This is a genomic window from Bittarella massiliensis (ex Durand et al. 2017) (assembly GCF_009876955.1).
Classification (GTDB): domain Bacteria; phylum Bacillota; class Clostridia; order Oscillospirales; family Ruminococcaceae; genus Bittarella; species Bittarella massiliensis.
In genome coordinates, this window is the sequence record NZ_WWVY01000009.1 from 75,188 (window position 1) to 96,508 (window position 21,321).

15 protein-coding genes, 1 tRNA gene and 1 riboswitch are annotated in these 21,321 nt (G+C 62.8%); of the genes, 12 read left to right on the forward strand and 4 right to left on the reverse strand.

What is annotated here, in order from left to right:
- Nucleotides 1-884 precede the first annotated feature (884 nt).
- Nucleotides 885-1,982, reverse strand: coding sequence for a DUF362 domain-containing protein (locus tag GT748_RS10660; protein WP_044992182.1), 1,098 nt, complete (start codon nt 1,980-1,982; stop codon nt 885-887).
- 34 nt (nt 1,983-2,016) lie between these two features.
- Nucleotides 2,017-2,700 carry an endonuclease III gene (gene nth, locus GT748_RS10665; RefSeq protein ID WP_021658848.1) on the reverse strand — a complete coding sequence of 228 codons (684 nt, stop codon included), beginning with the start codon at nt 2,698-2,700 and terminating at the stop codon, nt 2,017-2,019.
- 631 nt (nt 2,701-3,331) lie between these two features.
- Between nth and GT748_RS10670 the strand changes: the two genes are divergently transcribed.
- From GT748_RS10670 to GT748_RS10680, 3 genes are all read left to right on the forward strand, one after another.
- Nucleotides 3,332-3,757 carry a DUF2752 domain-containing protein gene (locus tag GT748_RS10670; RefSeq protein ID WP_021658851.1) on the forward strand — a complete coding sequence of 142 codons (426 nt, stop codon included), beginning with the start codon at nt 3,332-3,334 and terminating at the stop codon, nt 3,755-3,757.
- A 399-nt stretch (nt 3,758-4,156) separates the two neighbouring features.
- Nucleotides 4,157-5,413: a serine hydroxymethyltransferase gene (gene glyA / locus GT748_RS10675; protein WP_161213524.1), complete on the forward strand. Its 1,257-nt coding sequence runs from the start codon at nt 4,157-4,159 to the stop codon at nt 5,411-5,413.
- A gap of 103 nt (nt 5,414-5,516) precedes the next feature.
- Nucleotides 5,517-6,800, forward strand: coding sequence for a replication-associated recombination protein A (locus GT748_RS10680; protein WP_021658854.1), 1,284 nt, complete (start codon nt 5,517-5,519; stop codon nt 6,798-6,800).
- A 73-nt stretch (nt 6,801-6,873) separates the two neighbouring features.
- Here the strand turns inward: GT748_RS10680 and GT748_RS10685 are convergent, their stop codons facing one another.
- Complete coding sequence (locus GT748_RS10685) at nt 6,874-7,380, reverse strand: MFS transporter (RefSeq protein ID WP_021658855.1); 507 nt, start codon at nt 7,378-7,380, stop codon at nt 6,874-6,876.
- A 180-nt stretch (nt 7,381-7,560) separates the two neighbouring features.
- Nucleotides 7,561-7,800, forward strand: a riboswitch (cobalamin riboswitch).
- 264 nt (nt 7,801-8,064) lie between these two features.
- Between GT748_RS10685 and GT748_RS10690 the strand changes: the two genes are divergently transcribed.
- The 3 genes from GT748_RS10690 (at nt 8,065) to GT748_RS10700 (ending at nt 14,579) form a co-directional block, all read left to right on the forward strand.
- Nucleotides 8,065-12,450, forward strand: a complete 4,386-nt coding sequence (locus GT748_RS10690) for an immunoglobulin-like domain-containing protein (RefSeq protein WP_161213523.1) — start codon at nt 8,065-8,067, stop codon at nt 12,448-12,450.
- A gap of 258 nt (nt 12,451-12,708) precedes the next feature.
- Nucleotides 12,709-13,269 (forward strand): hypothetical protein, encoded by a 561-nt coding sequence (locus GT748_RS10695; protein ID WP_021658859.1) that lies wholly within the window; start codon nt 12,709-12,711, stop codon nt 13,267-13,269.
- A gap of 50 nt (nt 13,270-13,319) precedes the next feature.
- On the forward strand, nt 13,320-14,579 hold the full coding sequence (locus GT748_RS10700) for an Ltp family lipoprotein (protein WP_021658860.1): 1,260 nt from the start codon (nt 13,320-13,322) through the stop codon (nt 14,577-14,579).
- 288 nt (nt 14,580-14,867) lie between these two features.
- Here the strand turns inward: GT748_RS10700 and GT748_RS10705 are convergent.
- Nucleotides 14,868-14,944 (reverse strand) — tRNA-Pro (locus tag GT748_RS10705).
- 340 nt (nt 14,945-15,284) lie between these two features.
- On the opposite strand from GT748_RS10705, the gene potA reads away from it, so the two are divergent.
- The 6 genes from potA (at nt 15,285) to GT748_RS10735 (ending at nt 21,144) form a co-directional block, all read left to right on the forward strand.
- Nucleotides 15,285-16,334 carry a spermidine/putrescine ABC transporter ATP-binding protein gene (potA, locus tag GT748_RS10710; protein ID WP_021658863.1) on the forward strand — a complete coding sequence of 350 codons (1,050 nt, stop codon included), beginning with the start codon at nt 15,285-15,287 and terminating at the stop codon, nt 16,332-16,334.
- Nucleotides 16,331-17,143 (forward strand): ABC transporter permease, encoded by an 813-nt coding sequence (locus tag GT748_RS10715; protein ID WP_021658864.1) that lies wholly within the window; start codon nt 16,331-16,333, stop codon nt 17,141-17,143. Before potA ends, GT748_RS10715 begins: the two co-directional genes overlap by 4 nt.
- Before the next feature lie 14 nt (nt 17,144-17,157).
- Complete coding sequence (locus GT748_RS10720; RefSeq protein WP_044992208.1) at nt 17,158-17,946, forward strand: ABC transporter permease; 789 nt, start codon at nt 17,158-17,160, stop codon at nt 17,944-17,946.
- Entirely contained in the window at nt 17,943-19,190 is a 1,248-nt protein-coding gene (locus GT748_RS10725) for an ABC transporter substrate-binding protein (RefSeq protein ID WP_021658866.1), read from the forward strand. The genes GT748_RS10720 and GT748_RS10725 overlap by 4 nt, the downstream gene beginning before the upstream one ends.
- Nucleotides 19,191-19,390: 200 nt before the next feature.
- Nucleotides 19,391-20,227, forward strand: a complete 837-nt coding sequence (locus GT748_RS10730; protein WP_021658867.1) for an endonuclease/exonuclease/phosphatase family protein — start codon at nt 19,391-19,393, stop codon at nt 20,225-20,227.
- Nucleotides 20,228-20,370: 143 nt separating this feature from the next.
- Nucleotides 20,371-21,144 (forward strand): hypothetical protein, encoded by a 774-nt coding sequence (locus GT748_RS10735; RefSeq protein ID WP_161222342.1) that lies wholly within the window; start codon nt 20,371-20,373, stop codon nt 21,142-21,144.
- Nucleotides 21,145-21,321: the final 177 nt, after the last annotated feature.

Genomic DNA, 21,321 nt, shown 5'->3' on the forward strand with positions numbered 1-21,321 from the left:
AGGGGATAGGAGAGGGGGGCGGCTGGTGAGGGTCAATTTTGACAGGGCTTTTTCCGACCGCGCCCACCTGTAGGGGAGAAAAGGGAATCCCTTTTCGGCCCTGCCCTCTTTTGCCCTTCTACATTGCCATATATGGCTGGAAGAAGGGATAACCCCAGGTGACGGGGTTGACGGCGGATCAAAAAGGCCCCACCGCCCCTGCCAGCGGGGCCTTCGGCCGGGAAGGAGAAGTTCTGCGGGACAGGCAGGGGAAAGCCCCGCCAACGCCCCGACGGGTTGTGGGGGGATTTTTGGAGGCTGCAATACGCGGCTGTGCGACCCGCCATTCCCCATGCGGCCGCGCTTTTAAGCGTCGCCCCGCGAGGGGATGTTTTTTTGACGATATTGTCGCAAGTGCTTGCTGTGATTGTTCACTCCACGTCCGGCGGGATGTTCCCCCTCCCTAGAGTGCACCCACCTTGCGTTGTACCGGCAGGGGCAGGGGCAGGGGCAGATGCGGCCCGCCTGGATGCCCCCCTTTGCGGCGGCGCGCCGCTGGCCCAAACGAGGGGGGAGGAAGCCGGTTGCCCCCGACCGATTGGCCCCCACTTCGAGCAGAAGGGGGCTGTGCCCTTGAAGCCCGGCCCGAACCAATCAACGTCTATTTTGGGGCGGACAAGAGGGGGAGGCAAGGGGAACGCCTTGCGGGGATCGCCCTCGGCGATGGCCCTGTTGCTGGGGCCAAAAGGCGGCCTGCCGGGCGCACCCGCACAGGGGATGGAGCAAAGGGCGAAAATATTTGGGGTGAAAAGAGGGCGCAAAAAGGCGGGGCCCGAAGGAGGATCCCTTCCGGCCCCGCTTTCTTTGGTGGACGGTTTTTCGCGCTGAAAGCCCGCCGGGCGGGCCTAGATTTCAACCAGTTCGTATTCGGTGCTGCCCAGGCCGATCTTCTCGGCGTGCAGCAGGGTGCCCTTCCAGTCGGTGGTGGGGTGGGCGGCGCAGAAGTGGTCGCCGTCCTCCCTGCCGTCCAGGTGGCTGCCGGGGAGGGCGGGCTGGCGGTTGGCCATGTCGGTGCAGGCCATGTCCAGCGCCACCGGGTCGAAGGAGGCGAACATCCCCACGTCGGGGATGATGGCCGCGTCGTTTTCAGCGTGGCAATCGCAGAAGGGGGAGACGTCGATCACCAGGCTGATGTGGAAGTGGGGCCGCCCCTGAAGCACCGCCAGGGAGTACTCGGCGATCTTGCAGTCGAGGATCTCGTTGGCCTCGTCCGACGCGGGCTGCACCGCGTCCGCCGGGCAGACGCCGATGCAGCGCCCGCAGCCCACGCAGCGGCTGTGGTCGATGCGGGCCTTTTTCTCCACAAAGGAGATGGCGCCGTGGGCGCAGTTCTTGCGGCAGCTGCCGCAGCTGATGCAGCGCTCCTCCTCCACATAGGGTTTGCCGCTGGAGTGCATCTCCATCTTCCCGGCGCGGGAGCCGCAGCCCATGCCGATGTTCTTGAGCGCCCCGCCGATGCCGGTGGCCTCGTGGCACTTGAAGTGGGTCAGGGAGATGACCACGTCGGCGTCCATCACCGCCTGACCGATCTTGGCCTCGCGCACATACTCCCCGTCGATGGGCACCAGGGCCTCGTCGGTCCCTTTGAGACCGTCGGCGATGATCACGTGGCAGCCGGTGGAAAAGGGGCTGTACCCGTTTTCATAGGCGGCGTCCAGGTGGTCCAGGGCGTTTTTGCGCCGCCCCACATAGAGGGTGTTGCAGTCGGTCAAGAAGGGGCGTCCCCCCAGCTTTTTGACCAGGTCGGCCACCACCTTGGCGTAGTTGGGCCGCAAAAACGCCAGATTTCCCGGTTCGCCGAAGTGGATCTTGATGGCGGCGTACTTGTTGTGAAAGTCGATGCGCTCCATCCCCGCCTCCCGGCAGAGGCGCTCCAGCTTCTGCAGCAGGTTTTCCTCCAGGGTGGTGCGCATGTTGGTGAAATACACTTTTGAAGGGGCCATGCTCTCTCTCCTCTCGTCTCTCTCCACTTGTTCCTCAGACCGCCGGTGCGGCCGCCTTTTTGGCGGCAGGCTTCTTGGCGGGCTTTTTCTCTACGTCGGTCTTTTTGCAGATGTCTGCCAGGGGGCAGCCCTCGCACTTGGGGCTGCGGGCGTTGCAGACGTCCCGCCCGAAGTTGACCAGCCGGTGGCAGAAGTTGTTGGACTCCTCCGGGGGGATGATCTTGCGCAGGGCCATCTCCACCTTCACCGGCTCTTTGCGCTCCGTCAGGCCGATGCGGTAGGACAGGCGGATGCAGTGGGTGTCGGTGACGATGGCCGGTTTGCCGAACACGTCCCCCACGATCAAGTTGGCGGTCTTGCGCCCCACCCCGGGCAGCTTGAGCAGCTCCTCCAAGCTGTCGGGCACCTGGGAGTCGTACTGGTCGATGAGCATCCCGCAGAGGCTGACGATGTCCCGCGCCTTGGTCTTGCCCAGCCCACAGGGGCGGACGATGGCCTCCACGTCCTTGGGGTCGGCGTCGGCCAGGGACTCCAGGGTGGGGAAGCGCTCGAATAAAATGGGCGTGATCTGGTTTACCCGCGCGTCGGTGCACTGGGCCGCCAGCCGCACCGCGATGAGCAGCCGGTAGGGCTGGTCGTATTCCAGGGTGCAGTCGGACATGGGGTAGATCTCCTTCAGCCGCCGCACCGCCTCTAAGGCGCGCTCTTTTTTGGTCATGAAACACCCTCCTCACAGGGCGGAAAAAGCCGCCGGAAAACGGCCTCTATCCCGCAAATTAGACAAAAATAGTGTACCATACCGCCCGGTGTTGCGCAAGACGGCGGGGGCGGATTTGCAGATTTTATCTGTCGTAAAATGGGGTGCGCCCCAACCGGCGGTTGGAGAGGGTCGCGAGCGCAGCTCCCCAAAGCTGTGCCGACCCCCCGTTTCGAGGCTGGCCGGGTTTGGCATTATAAGGGCGTTCGATTTCCCCGCTACGAGTTGGGCGTTTGCACAGGCGGCGGTAAAAAAATGCGGCCCGCGGCAGGGGGCGGCGTGCCCCCCCTTTTGCGGCTCTGCCGCCGGGGAAGTGGGACAGACCTGACAGGCAGGAGCGCTGTTGCATCGGGAAATTTTGAAATGGAAGAACCGTTCGGAGCACAGTTGAAAGGATACTTTATCCACCCACAGTTGGCAGAGAAAAGCCCTGCCGCCCGGTAAGCAGCCGGGTCCCTCGCCGATTTTTGCCCTGCTGGAAACCCGCCGCGCCCCTTTGCCAGCGGGGCCGTTTCATGGTAAAATAAAAAAATCGGCCGCCCGCTGCTCTGTGCTGGGCGGCCCGGAAAAACGAAGGAGAGGAGGTCTGTCCGTGAACCGTGTCCCATCCGCCCTCCGCCCCAAAAACCGCTGGCTGGTCTGGCTCATCGTCGCCCTCTTTGCGGTGGAGGTGGTGCTGATCCTCACCGGCCACTACCAGTGCCCCTTCTATGCGATCACCGGGGTGCCCTGCCCCGGCTGTGGCCTCACCCGCGCCGGGATCTGCCTGTTGCAGCTGGACTTTGCCGGTGCCTTCGCCCTCAACCCGGCCATCTATCTGGTGGCCCTGACGGCGGGGTTTGCCCTGCTCTCCCTTCTCCTCAAAAAGACCTGGCACACCCAGGTCTGGCCCTACGGGGCGATGATGGTGGGGGTGCTGCTGATCTACGTGGTGCGCATGGCCCTCTATTTTCCCCACACCTACCCCCTGGTCTGGAACGAGAGCGCCCCCCTCTTTCAAATGCTCGTCGGCCGCTAGGGCCCCCGCGGCACCTGTTGTCCCGCCCTTTCGCTTCCCCGGTGAAAGGGGGTGGAAAGCGCAGCCGGACGGCAGAAGGGGGCCCCATCAGGCGGCTGTGGCCGCGCCGGTCTGTGCGCCGTGGCGATGGCACGGGCGTAGGGGACATCCTCTGCCTGTCTGTGCGGTTTTGCCGGCCCCGCCCCTTCCCTTTGCGGCCGTGCGCCCTCACTCTGCGGGGGGACGGCGGATGGGGCGGGGGCGGTTCTGGCCGCATCCGCCCCACTTTGGGCAAACGGCGCCCGGTGAGAGGCCCGGCGGTCTGTGCGCCGCCTTGTGCTTTTGGGGAAATCGGGGTATACTGGTTGATAATGCGGCCGCGGCCCCGGTTTGCGGCTTGGAAAATAGGAGGGAAGAACTATGTTTGCAGATATGATGGACACCATCGGCTTTGTGGGAAAGACCGATCCCGAGCTGGCCAAGGCCATGGGGCTGGAGCTGGCCCGCCAGCGCCGCAATTTGGAGCTGATCGCCTCCGAGAACATCGTCTCGCCGGCGGTGATGGCCGCCATGGGGAGCATCCTCACCAACAAGTACGCCGAGGGCTACCCCGGCAAGCGCTACTACGGCGGCTGCGAGTACATCGACATGGTGGAGACCCTGGCCATCGACCGGGCCAAGGCGCTCTTTGACTGCCAGTGGGCCAACGTACAGCCCCACTCGGGCGCCCAGGCCAACATGGCCGTCTACTTCGCCCTCCTCGCCCCCGGCGACAAGGTGCTGGGGATGTCCCTGGCCGACGGCGGGCACCTGACCCACGGCAGCCCGGTGAACATGTCGGGAAAATACTTTCAGTTTGCCTCCTACGGGGTCACCCGCGAGGACGAGCAGATCGACTACGACGCCCTGCGCGCCCAGGCGCTGGAGTGGCGGCCCAAACTGATCGTGGCCGGGGCCAGCGCCTACCCCCGCACCATCGACTTTGAGACCCTTGCGGGGATCGCCAAGGAGTGCGGCGCCCTGCTGATGGTGGACATGGCCCACATCGCCGGGCTGGTGGCCGCCGGGGAGCACCCCTCCCCCCTGCCCTGGGCCGACGTGGTCACCACCACCACCCACAAGACCCTGCGGGGTCCCCGGGGCGGCCTCATCCTCTCCAACGACCCCGAGTTGGGCAAAAAAATCGACAAGGCCATCTTCCCCGGCACCCAGGGCGGCCCGCTGGAACACATCATCGCCGCCAAGGCCGTCTGCTTTGGCGAGGCGCTGCAGCCCGCCTTCAAGGACTACCAGCGCCAGGTGGTGAAAAACGCCGCCGCCCTGGCCGCCGGCCTCACCGAGCGGGGATTCCGCCTGGTCTCCGGCGGCACTGACAACCACCTGGTGCTGGTGGACCTGCAGAACTTCGACCTCACCGGCAAGGAGTTTGAGCGCCGGCTGGACGAGGTCTACATCACCGTCAACAAAAACGCCATCCCCTTTGACCCCAAGAGCACCTTTGTCACCAGCGGCATCCGCGCCGGCAGCCCGGCGGTCACCACCCGCGGCCTCAAGGAAGCGGACATGACCGAGATCGCCGAGCTCATCTACCTGGCCGCCGCCGACTTTGCGGGCCAGGCCGACGCCATCCGCCAGCGGGTGGGGGCCCTGTGCGAAAAATATCCCCTCTACCTCTAAAAAACAGGGGAGACTGTGTTACAATAGCAGATGGGCCGGCGGGGAGAAGCCCGCCGGCCCATCTGTTTTGACTTCACTTTGCAAAAAACAGGAGGAGACCGCCATGCCCTTGGCCGACCGCATTCGCCCCCAGACCCTCGACGAGGTGGTGGGCCAGCAACACCTGCTGGCCCCCGGCTCGGTCTTTCGCAACATCGCCGACTCGGGGCAGATCCCCAACATGATCTTTTACGGCCCTTCGGGGGTGGGGAAGACCACCGTGGCCCGCATCGTGGCCAAGCAGGCGGGGAAGGAACTCCACCGCCTCAACGGCACCACCGCCTCCACCGCCGACATCAAGCAGATCATCGCCGAGCTGGACACCTTCTCCGGCGCGGGGGGGATCCTCCTCTACCTGGACGAGATCCAGTACCTGAACAAAAAGCAACAGCAGACCCTGCTGGAATTTTTGGAGGACGGCTCCATCACCCTCATCGCCTCCACCACCGAAAACCCCTATTTTTACGTCTACAACGCCATCCTCAGCCGCTCCACCATTTTTGAGTTCCGGCCGGTGGAGCCACAGGAGGTCAAGCGGGCGGTGCTGCGCGCCTTTGAGAAGATGGCGGGGGAGATGGGCTACCCCATCCACTGTCCCGACGAGGTGGCCGACTACATCGCCCAGAGCTGCGGGGGGGATGTGCGCAAGTCCCTCAACGCGGTGGAGCTGTGCTGCAACGGCACCGGCTTTGACGAGGGCGGGGAGGAAAAGACCATCACCCTGGAGCGGGCGATGCAGGTGGCCCAGCGCTCGGCCATGCGCTACGACCGGGACGGCGACGCCCACTACGACGTGATGAGCGCCCTGCAAAAGTCGATTCGCGGGTCCGACCCGGACGCGGCTGTCCACTACCTGGCCCGGCTGCTGGCGGCGGGGGACCTGCCCTCGGCCTGCCGGCGGCTGCTGGTGATCGCCAGCGAGGACGTGGGTCTGGCCTACCCCCAGTGCGTGGCCATCGTCAAGGCCTGCGTCGACAGCGCCCTGCAACTGGGGCTGCCCGAGGGGCGCATCCCCCTGGCCCAGGCCGCCATCCTCATGGCCACCGCCCCCAAATCCAATTCGGCCAACCTGGCCATCGCCGCCGCCATGGCCGACGTGGAGGCGGGCCGCTACTCCGACGTGCCCGCCTCCATCAAAGACGCCCACTACGGCGGGGCGGCCAAGATGGGCCGCGGGCTCAGCTACCGCCTGCCCCACGACTACCCCGACCACTATGTGGCCCAGCAGTACCTGCCCGACAGCCTGCGCGGCCGGGTCTACTACCAGTACGGCCCCAACAAGACCGAGCAGGCCGCCAAGGCCTACTGGGACGGGATCAAGGCCCGCCACAAGGAGGGGGAGAAGTAGCCCCTTTCCAGCAAAAAAGCCGCCCCTGCCGCAACGCGCGGTGGAGGCGGCTTTTGGCTGCCGAAAAACGGGGTCATTCCTGGGGATCTTCGCCCTTTTGACGGGCCTCTTCCTCGGCCTTGAGGCGGGCTTTCTCCTCGGCGTCCCGGCGGCGGGCCTCCTCCTTCTCGGCCTTGAGGGCGGCCACCGCGGCGTTGGCCTCTTCCGAACCGGCGATCATCACCTTGCCGTCGATGTAGACGATCTCGCCCTCCTCGACCTGGCTGTACCCCTCGTAGTCAAAGTCATCGGGCTCCTCCCGCTCCTCCTCGGGGAGGATGTCCAGGTCGTCGTAGGTGATGGCGGCCTGCCGGCGGCGTGCCTCCCGCTCCTGCTGGGCCCGCTCGGCCTTCTCCTCCTTGCGCTCCCGGTGGGTCTGGATGGAGTACCAGACCATGGCCACAAAGAAGAGCAGCAGCAGCACGCTGAAGGCCAGGAAGATCCACTGCCAACTGCCCCACTGGGCCAGCGGGGTGCGCACCAAAAAGAGGACGCAGGAGATCAAAATGAAGAGGATGGCTATTGCAACAAAAATTCCCATGGGGGAGATCGCTCCTTTTTCGTTTCAAGTCGGCGCCCCTTGTTCGCCGGGATCGATATTTTTTATCATACCATGAAACCGGCCGCAAAACAAGGAAGGCCGTCGATTTTGCGGGGAGGCCGCCCCCTGCCGAAAGGGGGAAAAATCGCTCGGTCAGGCATTGACAATTCCAAAAAATGCCTGTACCATAGGGGTGTCGGTACAGCCTTTTGGCTGTGGAGGCGGCGGGCAAAAGCCCTGCCGCCGGACGGGGAATGCGGTGCAAATCCGCAACAGTTCACTCTACTGTGAGAGGGGACGAACCCCGCAACCACTGGCGCGCGTTCTGGGCGCGCGCTGGGAAGGGCGGGGGGAGGAGTGGCGGCCAACAGGCCGCCCGCAGCCTCAAGTCAGGATATCTGCCGGCAATGTATACGTATAGTTTTTTTGTTCGATGAAACAATTTGTGTTTGTTGCACAAAAAAGCTGGCTTGCCAATGGCAAACCAGCTCCTATTTGATGAAGAAAACGACACAGTTTTTCAGAACGAAAAACTATACCCTTCTTTCGGTGAGGAAAAGATGGTACAGCAATGCGCGGGGTGAATATTGGCTCCGGCTATTTGTGTACGCTCTTTGGGGCCCGCCGAGTTTCGGCGGGCCCTTTCCTTTTTCCCCCGAAGGGAACAAAAAAAGGAGAGAGACAATGACAAAACGACTGACAAGCTTGGTCCTGGCGCTCTGTCTGGCGCTGGGCGCCCTGCTGACCCCGGCCTATGCCGCGGCCGGCGCCCCTCGGGGCGGCGCCGGGATCAGCACCACCCTGCGGGTCGAGGGGTACGGCTTTACGGCGGTTGAGCCGACGGCCATCACCCTGCCCGACACCTACAAGTCCCTGCCCGAATATGGCCTCACGGCCTGGGCGGACAAGGACCCCGGTTTTTACACCCCCCTGCATGTATTGGCGCAGTACTGCGTGGACAACGGCCTGGACCCGGCGGACGTTATCGACGCCACTCCCGGCTTTTTGCAGGACTTTTTGGACACCAACGCCGACGCCCCGACCGATGTCTATTTCATGTACATGGTCAACGACGCCTATCCCGCAAAGGACGGCACCGGCTACCTCATCGACGGCTGCCCCCTGGCAAATGGCGACGAGGTCACCCTATACGACCTCTGGTACAGTGCATACGCCGGCAGCCTCTACACCTATTTTGCCGGTGACAGCCTGACGGCCAACACTGGCGAACCCGTCTCGGTCACCCTCATGGGCACCGCGGGGATGAACGCCGCGGCGGCGTCGCCGGTCAAGGGGGCAACCATCCTCGCCTCTAAAGACGGCGGGGCAGAGGCCGAGGTGGGCACCACCGACGAAAACGGCGTCGCCTCCCTCACCTTTGACGAGGCGGGCCGGTACACCCTCTCCGCTGTCCGCAAGAGCAGTTGGTACGACAGCAAGGGGAATCCGGCCATCGACATCAGCCGCCCCTATGCCGAGCTGACGGTCACTGAGGTGACCTACACCGACGCCGAGGCGGTGGCCAAGGCCAAAGGCGAGCTGGATCTGGGCGACCTCTCGGCGGTGAAGGGCGATTTGACCCTGCCCACCGCCGGCAGCGCCGGGACCAGCATCGCCTGGCAGAGCGACAATCAAGCGGTCCTCGGCGACAACGGCAAGCTCACCCGCCCCACTGACGGGGTGGATGTGACCCTCACCCTCACCGCCACCATCTCCCGCGGCACGGCAAGCGACACCAAGGTCTTTTCGGTCACCGTCAAGGCCGTCACCGCCGACGAGGTGCGCGCCGAGATCCAGGCCGCGGTGGACGGGGTGAGCCTCTCTGCGACCAACGGTCTCTATGTGCGGGAGACCGATTGGGACAGCGATTACAACGACGTGCCGGTGGACAATGTCGAGACCACCTGGCAGTTGCAGATGGACCGCACCGACATTTCAGTCGAGGTGGTCTCCAGCGGCAACGCCAACATCTCCGCTGCGGCGGGCGATGAAAACGGGAAGGTCACCTTCACCGACGAAAAGGTGCAGGGAGAGGTCACCTTCCGCTTCTCCAAGGCGAGTGTCCCCGGCGTCTTTTGCGAAAAGACCGTTCTGGTCACCGTGCCGGCGCACACAAAGACCACCCAGGAGCAGATCGACGGCGCCGCCGCCCTCTTTGGCGGGGCGGACAGATTTGCCCTCATCGGCCTGGACAATGCCGACGCCGACCACGTGGTGGGCCCGCTGAAACTGCAAAAGACCCTCTCCTCCTATGGGGTGAGCGGGTATAGCGACGTCGCGCTGAAGTGGGCGAGTGACAACACCGCTGTTATCGATCCGCCCTCCTACGGCTCCAGCTCGGTGAAGGTCAACCGGCCCGCCTACGGCGAGCCCGACGCCACCGTCAAGCTGACCCTCACCATCGACAAGGACAGTTACACCTCCGGCTCGGTCACCAAGCGGACGGTGGAGATTCCCCTCACGGTCCCCGCTGTCACCCAGCAGGAGCACGACGCCGCCCAGACGGCCGTCGATGCGGCGCTGGCGGGGGTCACCCTCGACGGCTTTACCGAGATGAGCAGCCTGGGGCTGACCGAAATCGACCCCCAGGCGCTGGAATTCGACATCCAGCTCAAGGATGTCGGCGACCTGATCAAGGCGGGGATGATTGCCGACACCCCTGAGAACAGGGCCATGAGTTACCAGTGGTCCACCGACAGCGCGGCGGCGGATGGGACCAACTACCTCACCGCCAGCTATCTGCGCTGCAATGTCTACCGCAGCGTCGGTGCGCCCGACACCCAGACCAATCTCAAATTGACCCTCACCTACCAGGGGGTCAGCGCCACCAAGACCTTCCCGGTCACCATCAAGGGGATCACCCAGGCCGAGGTGGACGCCGCCAACGCCGAGATGAAGGCCTATGAGGCCGCCCTCTTTGACGGCATCAAGGGCGCAAACGAGAGCCCTGACTTCATCACCCACAACCTGGGGTGGGACCGGGCAAACGGCCACGTCTCCTTCTACCGGATGCACAGGGAGGGCGACGCCTTTGTCTACACCCTGAAAAACAGTTCCTGCCCTGGCAACGTGGGGGTGGAGCTGGGCAGCTGGAGCGCCTCTCCCTACGGCTACATCGGCACCACCACCGGTGGTTACGGCGGCTCCAACCTCTTTGAGCTGCTCAAGCGGCCCGACTTTGGCGAGCCCGACGCGCAGGTCACCCTCTCCACCCCTCTGAAGAGCCTGCGTTATGAGAAGGTGAAGAACGCCGACGGCACAGCGGCCGTCCCCGGCATCACCGCCCAGGTCGCGCTGACCATCCCCGCCTTTACCAATGAGGTCGCCGCCCTCTCGGTCGAGGGGCTCGACATCGCGTTGCAGCCGGGGGAGAGCAGCTACACCATCCCGGTGGACGAGGCCAAGGACGAGGTGACCCTCACCCTGAATGTCAAGGACCCCGCCGCCGTCGTCACCGTAAACGGCAAAGAGGTGGGGGCGCAGGCGGTCTCTCTGGCCGCCGAGACCAAGGGAAACCCGGTGCGCGTCACCATCCCCCTGACGGGGGAGGAGACCCCGGTCGTCCTCGCCGTCACCGTGCAGGGGCAGACCAACACCCTCGATCTGGTCCTCAAACGCACCCCGGTGCCCGGCCCGGTTCGGCCCGCTCTCCCCTCCGCCTGGCCGATGCACCAGGGGGATGTCGGCAACAACGCCGTCCTCCCCTCCCTCAAGCCCGCCGGCAGCAGCTCGCTGCTCTGGCAGCAGACCTGCACCGCGGTCGACCCCCTCTGGGGCGGCGGCTATGCCGGTTCCCCCATCCTGGTGGACGGCAAGTTGGCCCTGGTGCGGGACAACCAGGTGCAGCTGCTAAACGCCTCCACCGGCGAGGTGGAGAAGGCGGCGGCTCTGGCGGCCCCGAACGGCTACTACGCCTATCTCGCCTACGGCGAGGGCAAACTCTTTGTCCCCCTGGGGGACGGGCGGGTACAAGTCTTTAGCGCCTCTACCCTCGAATCCCTCTTTTTGACCGAGGGCGTCAGCGGGATGCAGGCGCTCTCCACCATCACCTACCGCGACGGCGTCTTCTACACCGGCTTTACCAACGGCTCTTCCGGCAGCCGGTTGAAGGGGTACTTTGCCGCCTTCTCGGCGGCGGATACCGACGGCCGCCGCAGCGATGAGGAGGTGGCCCCCCTCTGGACCTACGGCGTGGACGGCCCCGGCTACTACGGGGCGGGAGCCACCATGGTGGGCGACTTCATCGTCTTTGCCGGGGATGACGGCGTGCTGGTCTCGGCCGACGCCAAGACCGGTGCCGTCAAGGGGACCCTCGACCTGGGCGGCGGGGTGCGCAGCGCCATTGTCCAGTCGGGCGGGGCCCTCTACTGTGCCACCAAAGACGGCCAGCTCTGCCGCGTCACCCTGATCGAGGGCGGCGTCCCCATCCTCTCGGCCAAGGCCGCCCTCCCCGCCGGCACCAATGCCAGCCCGGCGGTGGCGGAGGGCAAGGTGTTTGTGGCCGGCGGGGCCTTCGCCGACGGCTACCTGGCGGTGTTTGACAGCGCCACCCTGGCCCCCGTCACCCAACTGGCCCTGGCGGCCGCAGGCAACACCCCCACCCTCACCGTTGACGGGGAAGAGGTGAGCGCCTGGTTCACCCAAAACGCCAACCCGGGCGCCCTCTACCGGGCGACCCTCAAAGATGGGCAGCTGACTCTCGCCACCGTCTACACCCCCCAGGAGGGGAGCCAGAACTACTGCCTCTCCAATGTGGTCATCGACGGGGCCAGCGGCGTCGCCTACTACGGCAACGACTCGGGCGCCCTCTTTGCCGTCAAGGCCTTGGTTGCCGCCGGCACAGAGGAGCCCGACCCCATCCCCAAACCCGATCCCACGCCTACCCCCGACCCTGCCCCCGATCCCGCGCCCACCCCCGACGGGGGAGAGCCGGACGGTGGCAGTCCCACCACCGGCGAGAAAGGGGATGGGGTGGTCCTCCTTCTGGCGGCCCTGGCTGCCGGCCTGGGAGGGCTCACCCTTCTTCCCCGCCGCAACCGCAGAACAGACAGCTCCCCCTCCTCCCAGTGACGGGAAAGGGATGACGGCCCCAATGTAAAAGTAAGGGGTGCCGTATCGTTTGCAGCTATCTGCGCCCCCAAATAGAGAACAGGGCCCGCATCATGTGCGGGCCCTGTTCTTTTTTGAAAGGGGAGGGAGAGAAAGGGAGGGCTTTGGACCGCCGGGCAATCTGCACAACCTGTGTGTCGAATTTTCTCCTTTTTTGTCGTTTAGGATGTGTTATAATGGGCAAAACGGGCCGTCGACGGCCCGCAAGGAGGAGTTTGTATGAAAAGGTGTTTGGCAGTCGTCATGGCGCTGTGTCTGGCCCTGCAGCTGACTGGGTGCGGCAAAGGGAAGCCCCAGAAGGGCGGGCAGAGCGCGTCGAAGGTGGCGATGAAGACGGTGTCCCTGCAGGGCATCACCTACCAGGTCCCTGAGGAGTGGGCGCAGCAGGCGGGGGAGACAGGCTACTGGCACTACCCCTCTTCCGACAAGACGGCGGGGCTGCTCAACGTCAACTATATGGAGGCGGACCTCTCGGTCGCCACCAGCGAAAATGCCCTCAAATTGGGGTACGAGCTGGCCTTTCAGGGGGTCCAGGGCAGTGCGGACAATTTTCGGCTGGACAAAAAGGAGTATGTAGATCTGGCGGGCAAATTGGCCATGAAAGTCACCTACACCCAGACCATTGGCGGGCGGGGGCCCTACACCACCGTGGTCTACCTGTTGGCCGATGTGGACAGCGACATCATGTACTTTCTGATTTTCATCATGAACGATGAGCTGGCCAAGATCATGAACCCAGCCATCGACCCCATTGTCAACAGCGTGCAGTTTCACAGGTGAGAAACCGGACGGCCAGGTGGGCCCGCGGATGAGTGTTTGGAGGCGTTGATATGAAGAGAGCGGTTGGGGTCATCCTCGCGCTGGCCCTGTGTCTGCAGCTGACGGGCTGCAAAACGATCCCCAAGAGGGAAGAGGATAAAAAAGAGAGCTCCTCTCCCCAGCTGGAGAGCGTACAGCTGGAGAAGCTTTCCTATAAAGTGCCCGCCGACTGGCGAAAAGTAAAGGCGGATCGAGGGTACTACCATTATCCCCAAAAAGAGAATACAGCGGGATTCCTCAGCGTCCTGTACTCCGAGCAAGACGTCTCCGAAGCCGCTGATACCGAGATGCTCTACGAGGTGTACGACGCGGTTTTGGAGGGGATGGAGAAGGGGGCGGATGGCTACCACCTCACCGGCAAAGAGCGGGTCAAACTGGCGGGGGTGGAGACGCTAAAGGTCAATTACACCGAGCGGTTTGACCCTCACGGGGTCTACACTCTAGAGACATATATCTTTGTCGGCCCGGAGAAAAAGGGTCTGTACTTTGCCATCTTCACCATGGGCGACGCCCTCAAAGAGGAGATGAGCGCCCAGATCGCCCCCATCACCGACAGCTTTCGTTTCAGCAGCCAAGGGATCAGCTGGGGGGAGGTATCCGGTGGCGGGGAAAGCGGCGGATCGTCAAAGCCCTCTTCCAGCGCCGCGGCGGGCGGCGGTACGGCCAGCAGTTCTCAGGAGACTGCCGGCAATCAGGGCGGGGGCAGTCATGCCGGCGCGAGCAGTTCTGGCCAAAGCGGCTCGACCCAGAGCGGTGCGGGGCAGAGCAGCTCAAAACCCAGCAGCAACAGCGCTCAGAGCAGCACTTCCCAGAGCGGTGGAAACAGCGCCTCCTCCGGCGTGACGGCAGGGCAGAAAAACGCCCTTAGCACGGCCAAGTCATACCTAAGCATCTCGGACTTTTCACACAAGGGTCTGGTGGAACAGCTGGAATACGAGGGATTCTCCCACGAAGAGGCTGTCTATGGAGCCGACCACTGTGGAGCAAACTGGAATGCACAGGCGCTGAAAGGGGCCAAGTCCTATCTGGAAGTTGCTGCCTTCTCCCAAAAGGGGTTGGCACAACAGCTGCAGTATGACGGGTACACCGGCGAACAGGCTGCCTACGGAGCGGCCAATTGCGGGGCCAACTGGAACGAGCAGGCCGCCAAGTCGGCCAAATCCTATCTGGAGATCTCCTCCTATTCCCGCCAGGGGCTGATCGATCAGTTGAAATACGAGGGATTCACAGAAGAACAGGCGGTCTATGGGGTAAATGCCGCCGGGCTGTAAATAGAAAAAGCGGGCCCGTCGTGAGACGGGCCCGCTTTTTTGATCAAAGGTGCGCCGGACAGCCGAGAGAAAAAAGCTGTGACTGTCACTGGGGGGCTTGTAACTGCTGTCCACATACGGTGTTGCCGCAGTGGAAATCGCAAAAATAAATGATGAGATATACAGATAGAATTTTTAATGTTGGCATTGGCATTGGAAGGAAACCGATGTAGCGGTTTTCCCAAAGGTCGGTTCAAACTATCCCTTCAGAAAACACAAAAAAGGTGAATCGATTAAATCGATTCACCTTGGTCCGAGTGACAGGAGTCGAACCTGCGGCCTCTTGAACCCCATTCAAGCGCGCTACCAAACTGCGCTACACCCGGAACTGCCCTACTAATATAGCATATTCAATTTTGAATTGCAAGGGGGTTTTTTCAAAAAAACCGTCTGTTTTTGCTTGCCCTCTCAAAAAGGGGATGACCATGCCGTTTTCCGCTCAAAAATGTATTTTACAAGAGTAGAGGGCTGAATTTGTTGACAAAGTGTTACAAAGCACGTATAGTGTAGGGGTATCTCATTCATGCAGGCACATGTGCATGGCAGCGTATGCCCACAGAAACCGGGGCAATCCGGTAAAAACCTTTTGCGGGGTGGAGTCAAAAGCTGTCGCGCGCAAGCCGGGAGGCGGCCTGCAAAAAACCGCAAAGGGGATGTGATAAAGAGATGAAAAACAATATAATTGAAATCAAAAACCTTGTCGTCGACTACGACGACGAACGCGTCATCGACGGGATGGACCTGGACATCGGCGACAAGGAGTTTGTGACATTGCTAGGGCCATCCGGCTGCGGCAAAACCACCACCCTCCGCGTCATCGGCGGGTTTGTGGAGCCGACAGCAGGAGAGGTCCTTTTTGATGGCAAAGACATCAAGGCCCTGCCGCCCCACAAGCGGCAGGTGAACACCGTCTTTCAGCGCTATGCCCTCTTTGCCCATCTCAATGTCTTTGAGAATGTGGCGTTCGGGCTGCGCATCCAAAAGCTGCCGGAGCAGGAGATCGCCAGCCGGGTGCAGGAGATGCTGGCCCTGGTCAACCTCTCGGGTTACGAGAAGCGCAGCATCGACCAGCTGTCGGGCGGACAGCAGCAACGGGTGGCGATTGCCCGCGCCCTGGTGCTGCGCCCCCGCGTCCTCTTATTGGACGAGCCCCTGGGCGCCCTGGACCTGAAACTGCGCAAGGGGATGCAGGTGGAACTCAAGCGGATCCAGAAGAGTTTGGAGATCACCTTTGTCTACGTGACCCACGACCAGGAAGAGGCCCTCACCATGAGCGACACGGTGGTGGTGATGAACGACGGGGTCATTCAGCAGATCGGCTCTCCCGAAGATATCTACAACGAGCCCATCAACGCCTTTGTGGCCAACTTCATCGGCGAGTCGAACATCTTGCCGGGCATCATGCGGCGGGACTTCCTGGTGGAGTTTGGCGGCGCGGAGTTTGTCTGCGTGGACAAGGGCTTTGAAAAGGACGAGCAGGTGGACGTGGTGGTCCGCCCGGAGGACGTGAAGATCGTCCCCCAGATCTCCGGCCAGATCACCGGGGTGGTGGAATCCATCATCTTTAAGGGGGTACACTTCGAGATCGGCATCGACTCCATGGGCTACCACTGGAAGGTCCACTCCACCCAGAGCGAGCAGGTGGGCGCCGTGGTGGGGATGACCCTCACCCCCGACGACATCCACATCATGCGGAAGATGGAGGGGGAGAAATGAAGTCAAAGTTGCCCTCCCTCCCGTACCTGATTTGGATGGCGGTCTTCATCGTCATCCCGGTGGGGCTGGTGCTCTACTTTGCCTTCACCACGCAAGACGGGGCCTTCACCATTGAAAACATCTCCCAGGTGGGCCAGTACACCGGGGTGCTGCTGCGCTCCATCTGGCTGGCGGCGGTGGCCACGGTCATCTGCCTGCTGATTGCATACCCCCTGGCCTTCTTCCTCTCCCGCACCCGGGCCTCGGTTCAGCGGACCTTCATCATGCTGGTGATGCTCCCCATGTGGATGAACTTCCTGCTGCGCACCTACGCCTGGATGACCCTGCTGGAAAACGGCGGCCTCATCAACAAGTTCCTGGGCTTTTTCGGCCTGGGCCCGGTGCAGATGATCAACACCTCCGGCGCGGTGGTGCTGGGGATGGTCTACAACTACCTGCCTTTTATGATCCTGCCGCTGCACTCCATCATGGTCAAAATCGAGAACACCACCCTGGAGGCGGCCCAGGACCTGGGCGCCAACTGGTTTCAGAGCTTTCGCCGGGTGGTCTTCCCCCTGAGCCTGCCCGGGGTGATGACTGGCGTCACCATGGTGTTCGTGCCGGCCATCTCCACCTTTATCATCTCCCGGATGCTGGGGGGCGGCGGCAACAGCCTCATCGGCGACATCATCGAGCTGCAGTTCATCGGCGCTAGCTACAACCCCCACATGGGCTCCGCCATCTCGCTGGTGCTGATGGTGATCGTGCTGCTGTGCATGAGCCTCTTTAACCAGTTCGACAGTTCTGGAAAGGAGGGCATCTACTCGTGAACAACAAAAAGAAAATGTCCTTTGGCGCCAAGTTCTACATGGTGCTGGTCTACGCCTTTCTCTACCTGCCCATCTTGGTGCTCATCGTCTACTCCTTCAACGAGTCCAAGAGCCGGGCGGTCTTCTCCGGCTTCACCTTTGACTGGTACGCCAAGCTCTTTCACAACGAGGCCATCATGTCCGCCCTCCTAAACTCCCTGGTGGTGGCGGTCATCGCCTCGGTGGCGGCCACCGCCATCGGCACCCTGGCGGCCGTGGGCATCAACGCCATGGGCCGCAAGATGCGCAGTTTGGTGATGAACTTCACCTATCTGCCGGTCATCAACCCGGAGATCGTCATCGGCGTCTCGCTGATGCTGCTGTTTGTCTTTCTGCGCTTTCAGTTTGGGCTCACCACCCTCATCATCGCCCACATCACCTTTGATGTGCCCTATGTGATCCTCAACGTCATGCCCAAGCTGCGCCAGATGGACGCCCACCAGGTGGAAGCGGCCCGCGACCTGGGCTGCAACCCGGTGCAGGCCTTCTTCAAGGTGGTCATCCCCGAGATCATGCCGGGGATCATGTCCGGCTTTTTGATGGCCCTGACCTATTCCTTCGACGACTTCATCATCAGCCACTTTGTGGCCGGCCCCACCGCCCAGACCCTGCCCCTGGCCATCTACTCCATGACCCGCAAAAAGGTCAGCCCCGAAATCAACGCCCTCTCGGCGGTGATGTTCGCGGTCATCCTCTCCCTGCTGGTGATCTACAACCTGATTTCCGCCCGGCGGGAGCGCAACAAAGGGAGGGCGGGAAGATGAAAAAAAACCGTCTTTTCAAGCGGGTGTTCTCCCTGCTGCTCTGCCTGGCGCTCCTCCTCTGCGCCGCCTGCCCAGTTCTGGCCGAGGAGGACGGCTACGAGTTCGACACCACCGGGGTGGACTACCAGAAGTTCCGGGGGCAAAACGTCTCCATCAACGTCTACAACTGGGGTCTCTACATCGCCGAGGGCGAGGACGACTCCATGAACGTCTGCAAGGAGTTTGAAAGGCTCACCGGCATCAAGGTCAACTACACCAACTTCGCCACCAACGAGGAGATGTACGCCAAACTCAAGAGCGGCGCCTCCAAGTACGACGTGATCTTCCCCTCCGACTACATGGTGGGCAAGCTCATCGAGGAGGGGATGTTGGCCGAACTGAATTTCAAGAACATCCCCAACTACGACCGCTATGTGGACGACAACTTCAAGAATCTGGAATACGACCCCGAGGGGAAGTACTCGGTGGCCTACACCTGGGGGACGGTGGGCATCCTCTACAACGCCGCCATGGTGGAAAAAGAGGTGGACAGCTGGGACATCCTCTGGGACATGGACTATGCCGGCCAGATATTGATGTTCAACAACTCCCGCGACGCCTTCGGCATCGCTCTGAAAAAGCTGGGCTACTCGATGAACACCACCGACAAGGACCAGCTCAAGGAGGCGGCCGACCTGCTCAAGGAGCAAAAGCCCCTGGTGCAGGCCTACGTCATGGACGAGATTTTTGACAAGCTGGGCGCGGGCGAGGCGGCCATCGCCCCCTACTACGCGGGGGACTACGCCCTCATCAAGGCGGACAACCCGGACATCGCCTTTGCCTTCCCCAAAGAGGGGACCAACCGCTTTGTGGACGCGGCCTGCGTGCCCAAAGACTGCAACAACCAAGAGGCGGCGGAGCTCTTCATCAACTTCCTCAACGACCCCGCCGTGGCCTACGAGAACTTCGAGACCATCGGCTATTCCTCCCCCAACACCGGGGCGGTGGAGCTGATGGACGAGGAGGAGAAGGCCGACCCGGTCCTCTACCCCGGGGACGAGGTGCTGGAGCGCGCCGAGACCTTCCTCAACCTGGACGACGAGACCAACGAGTACATGCAGCAGCTCTGGATCGAGGTGCTCAGCGACGACCAGAACGTCAACCGCTGGATCATCCCCGTCTTTGTGGCGGGGGCCATCGCCGTCTCCCTCTTCATCAACGTGCGGCGGAGCATCAAAAACCGCCGCAAGCGGTATGAAAAATAGCATCTTTCCACAGGGGAGGGCGGCCGCCGGCCGCCCTCCCTTTTTTGCCCCCTTCGGGGATGGAGGAAGGAAGTGGTCGAGGCGGTAAAAAAGGTTACAGCGCCCTTTCAAAATGCTGAAAATTCCTCCCAACCCCCTGGGGACAGGTTCCCTTTTGCGGCGATTGTGGTATACTGAAAGGGTAAGTTGGAGGGATAGCTGTGAGTGAGCAGGTGCTGAAAGTCATCACCTTTAACCTCAAGCGGGACAGCCGGTTTGCCCGCAAAAAAATATGGGAAAACCGCCGGGAGCTGGCGGCCGGGGTCATTCGCGACTCGGGGGCCAGCGTGGTGGGGGTGCAGGAACTGATGCCGGTGATGCGCCAGGACATCGCCTCCCTGCTGGAGGGGTACAGCCTCTTTGGCTGGGGCCGCAAGCGCAATTTGGGGGACGAGCACTCGGACATCATCGTCAAAAACGAGGATGTGGACGTCCTCTTTCACGACACCTTCTGGCTCTCCAAGAGCCCGGCCAAGATCGGCAGCCGCTACGCCTTTGCCATCTTTCCCCGCATCTGCACGGTGGTGGAGGTCTATTTGAAGAAGGTGCGCCAGCGCATCCGGGTCTTCAACACCCACTTTGACCACCTGCTGCCGGTGGCCCGCAACCTGGAGGTCAAGGTCATCTTCGACCGCATTGCCGAGTACCAGCGGATCGACCCCCTGCCCACCATCCTGATGGGGGACCTGAACGCCGGGCCCCGCTCGGGTTCGGTGCGGCGGATCCGGGAGCGGTCGCTGAAAAACGGCCCCCACTTTCAGGACGTCTTCGCCGCCCTGCAAAACGGGGGGCAGGGGGTCAACACCTTTCACTATTTTAAGGGAAAGGACAACACCACCCGGCGGCTGGACTACATCTTCGTCACCGAGGAGTTCGAGGTGCTGGACGTGCAGCTGGACAAGCGCAGCGAGGACGGGTTCTACCCGTCGGACCACTACCCGGTCATCTGTACCCTGCGGCTGCGCACCCAGGACGCCAAGTCCCAGGCCGCCGACTGACAAAAAAGCAAATTGCCTGGGCGGGCGGTGCACCTCGCGCCGCCCGCCCTCTCTGTCTGGGGCAGACCTTGTCCGGGCCGGGCGGATGTGCTATACTTTTCACTACATTGCGGCCGCAGACGCGGCATGGGGAGGGGTCTGTTTTGACACAGGAGATCAAGCGGCAGGCAAAGGAGCTCTGCCGGGGCCAGAAGGGGCTCTATCTGGTGGCGCTGGTCTACTCCTTCCTGGTGACGGCGGGGGGCACAGTGGGCTATTTCCTCCCCCAGGGGGAGGCGTTGACCCTGGGGCTGACCCTGGTCTCGCCGGCGGTCAAATGGCTGCTCTTCCCCCTCTCGCTGGGGTTTGTGCGCGCCCTCTGGCGGGGGTGGGAGGAGGAGCGGGCCCGCATGGCCGACCTTTTTTGGTTTTACACGGCCCCCGGCCGCCTCTGGCGGGCGCTGGTCCTGGGCCTCTGCACCGACGTGCTGATGAGCTTTTTCTCCACCCTGCTGAGCCGGGCCGACGGGCTGATGACCGTTCGGGGCACCGGGGGGCTGGGCACCGGGCTGGTGCTGACGATCTTCTCCCTGCTGGCGGTCATCTTTTCCCTCTTTGTCCTCCTGGCCAAGTACTGCCAGGCCCTGTCGCCCCGGCGCAACCCCCTGCAGTCGGTGGTGGCCTCCTGCAAGGCCATGCGGCACAACGCCGTTCAGGTGATCGTCCTCATCCTCTCCTTTATCCTCTGGGTCGTGCCGCCGGAACTGGCGGGGATGGCGGCGGAGGGCTACGGCCTGTGGGCGGCCATTGGGGTGCGGTTGGCCTGCTCGCTCTACCTGGCCTATGTCAACAGCTACATGGGGATGGCCCAGCTGATCCTGGCCGACTTTATCCTCAGGCGGCGGGACCCGGACTACCGCCCCGCGCTGGAGGATTGATTTAAAATAGAAAAGCCCCCCCGGTTGAGGGGCAGGCGGCGGGAATAGAGGTGGGGCGGCGGCGCGGCCAAGGGGCTGTGCCGCCGTCCCCTTTTTCGCCTGGGCGGCATTTGGCGCCTCCTCCGGGGGTGGACCCGTATCGGCCCGCGCCGGGCGCAGGGGGCTGAATGGGAGCCA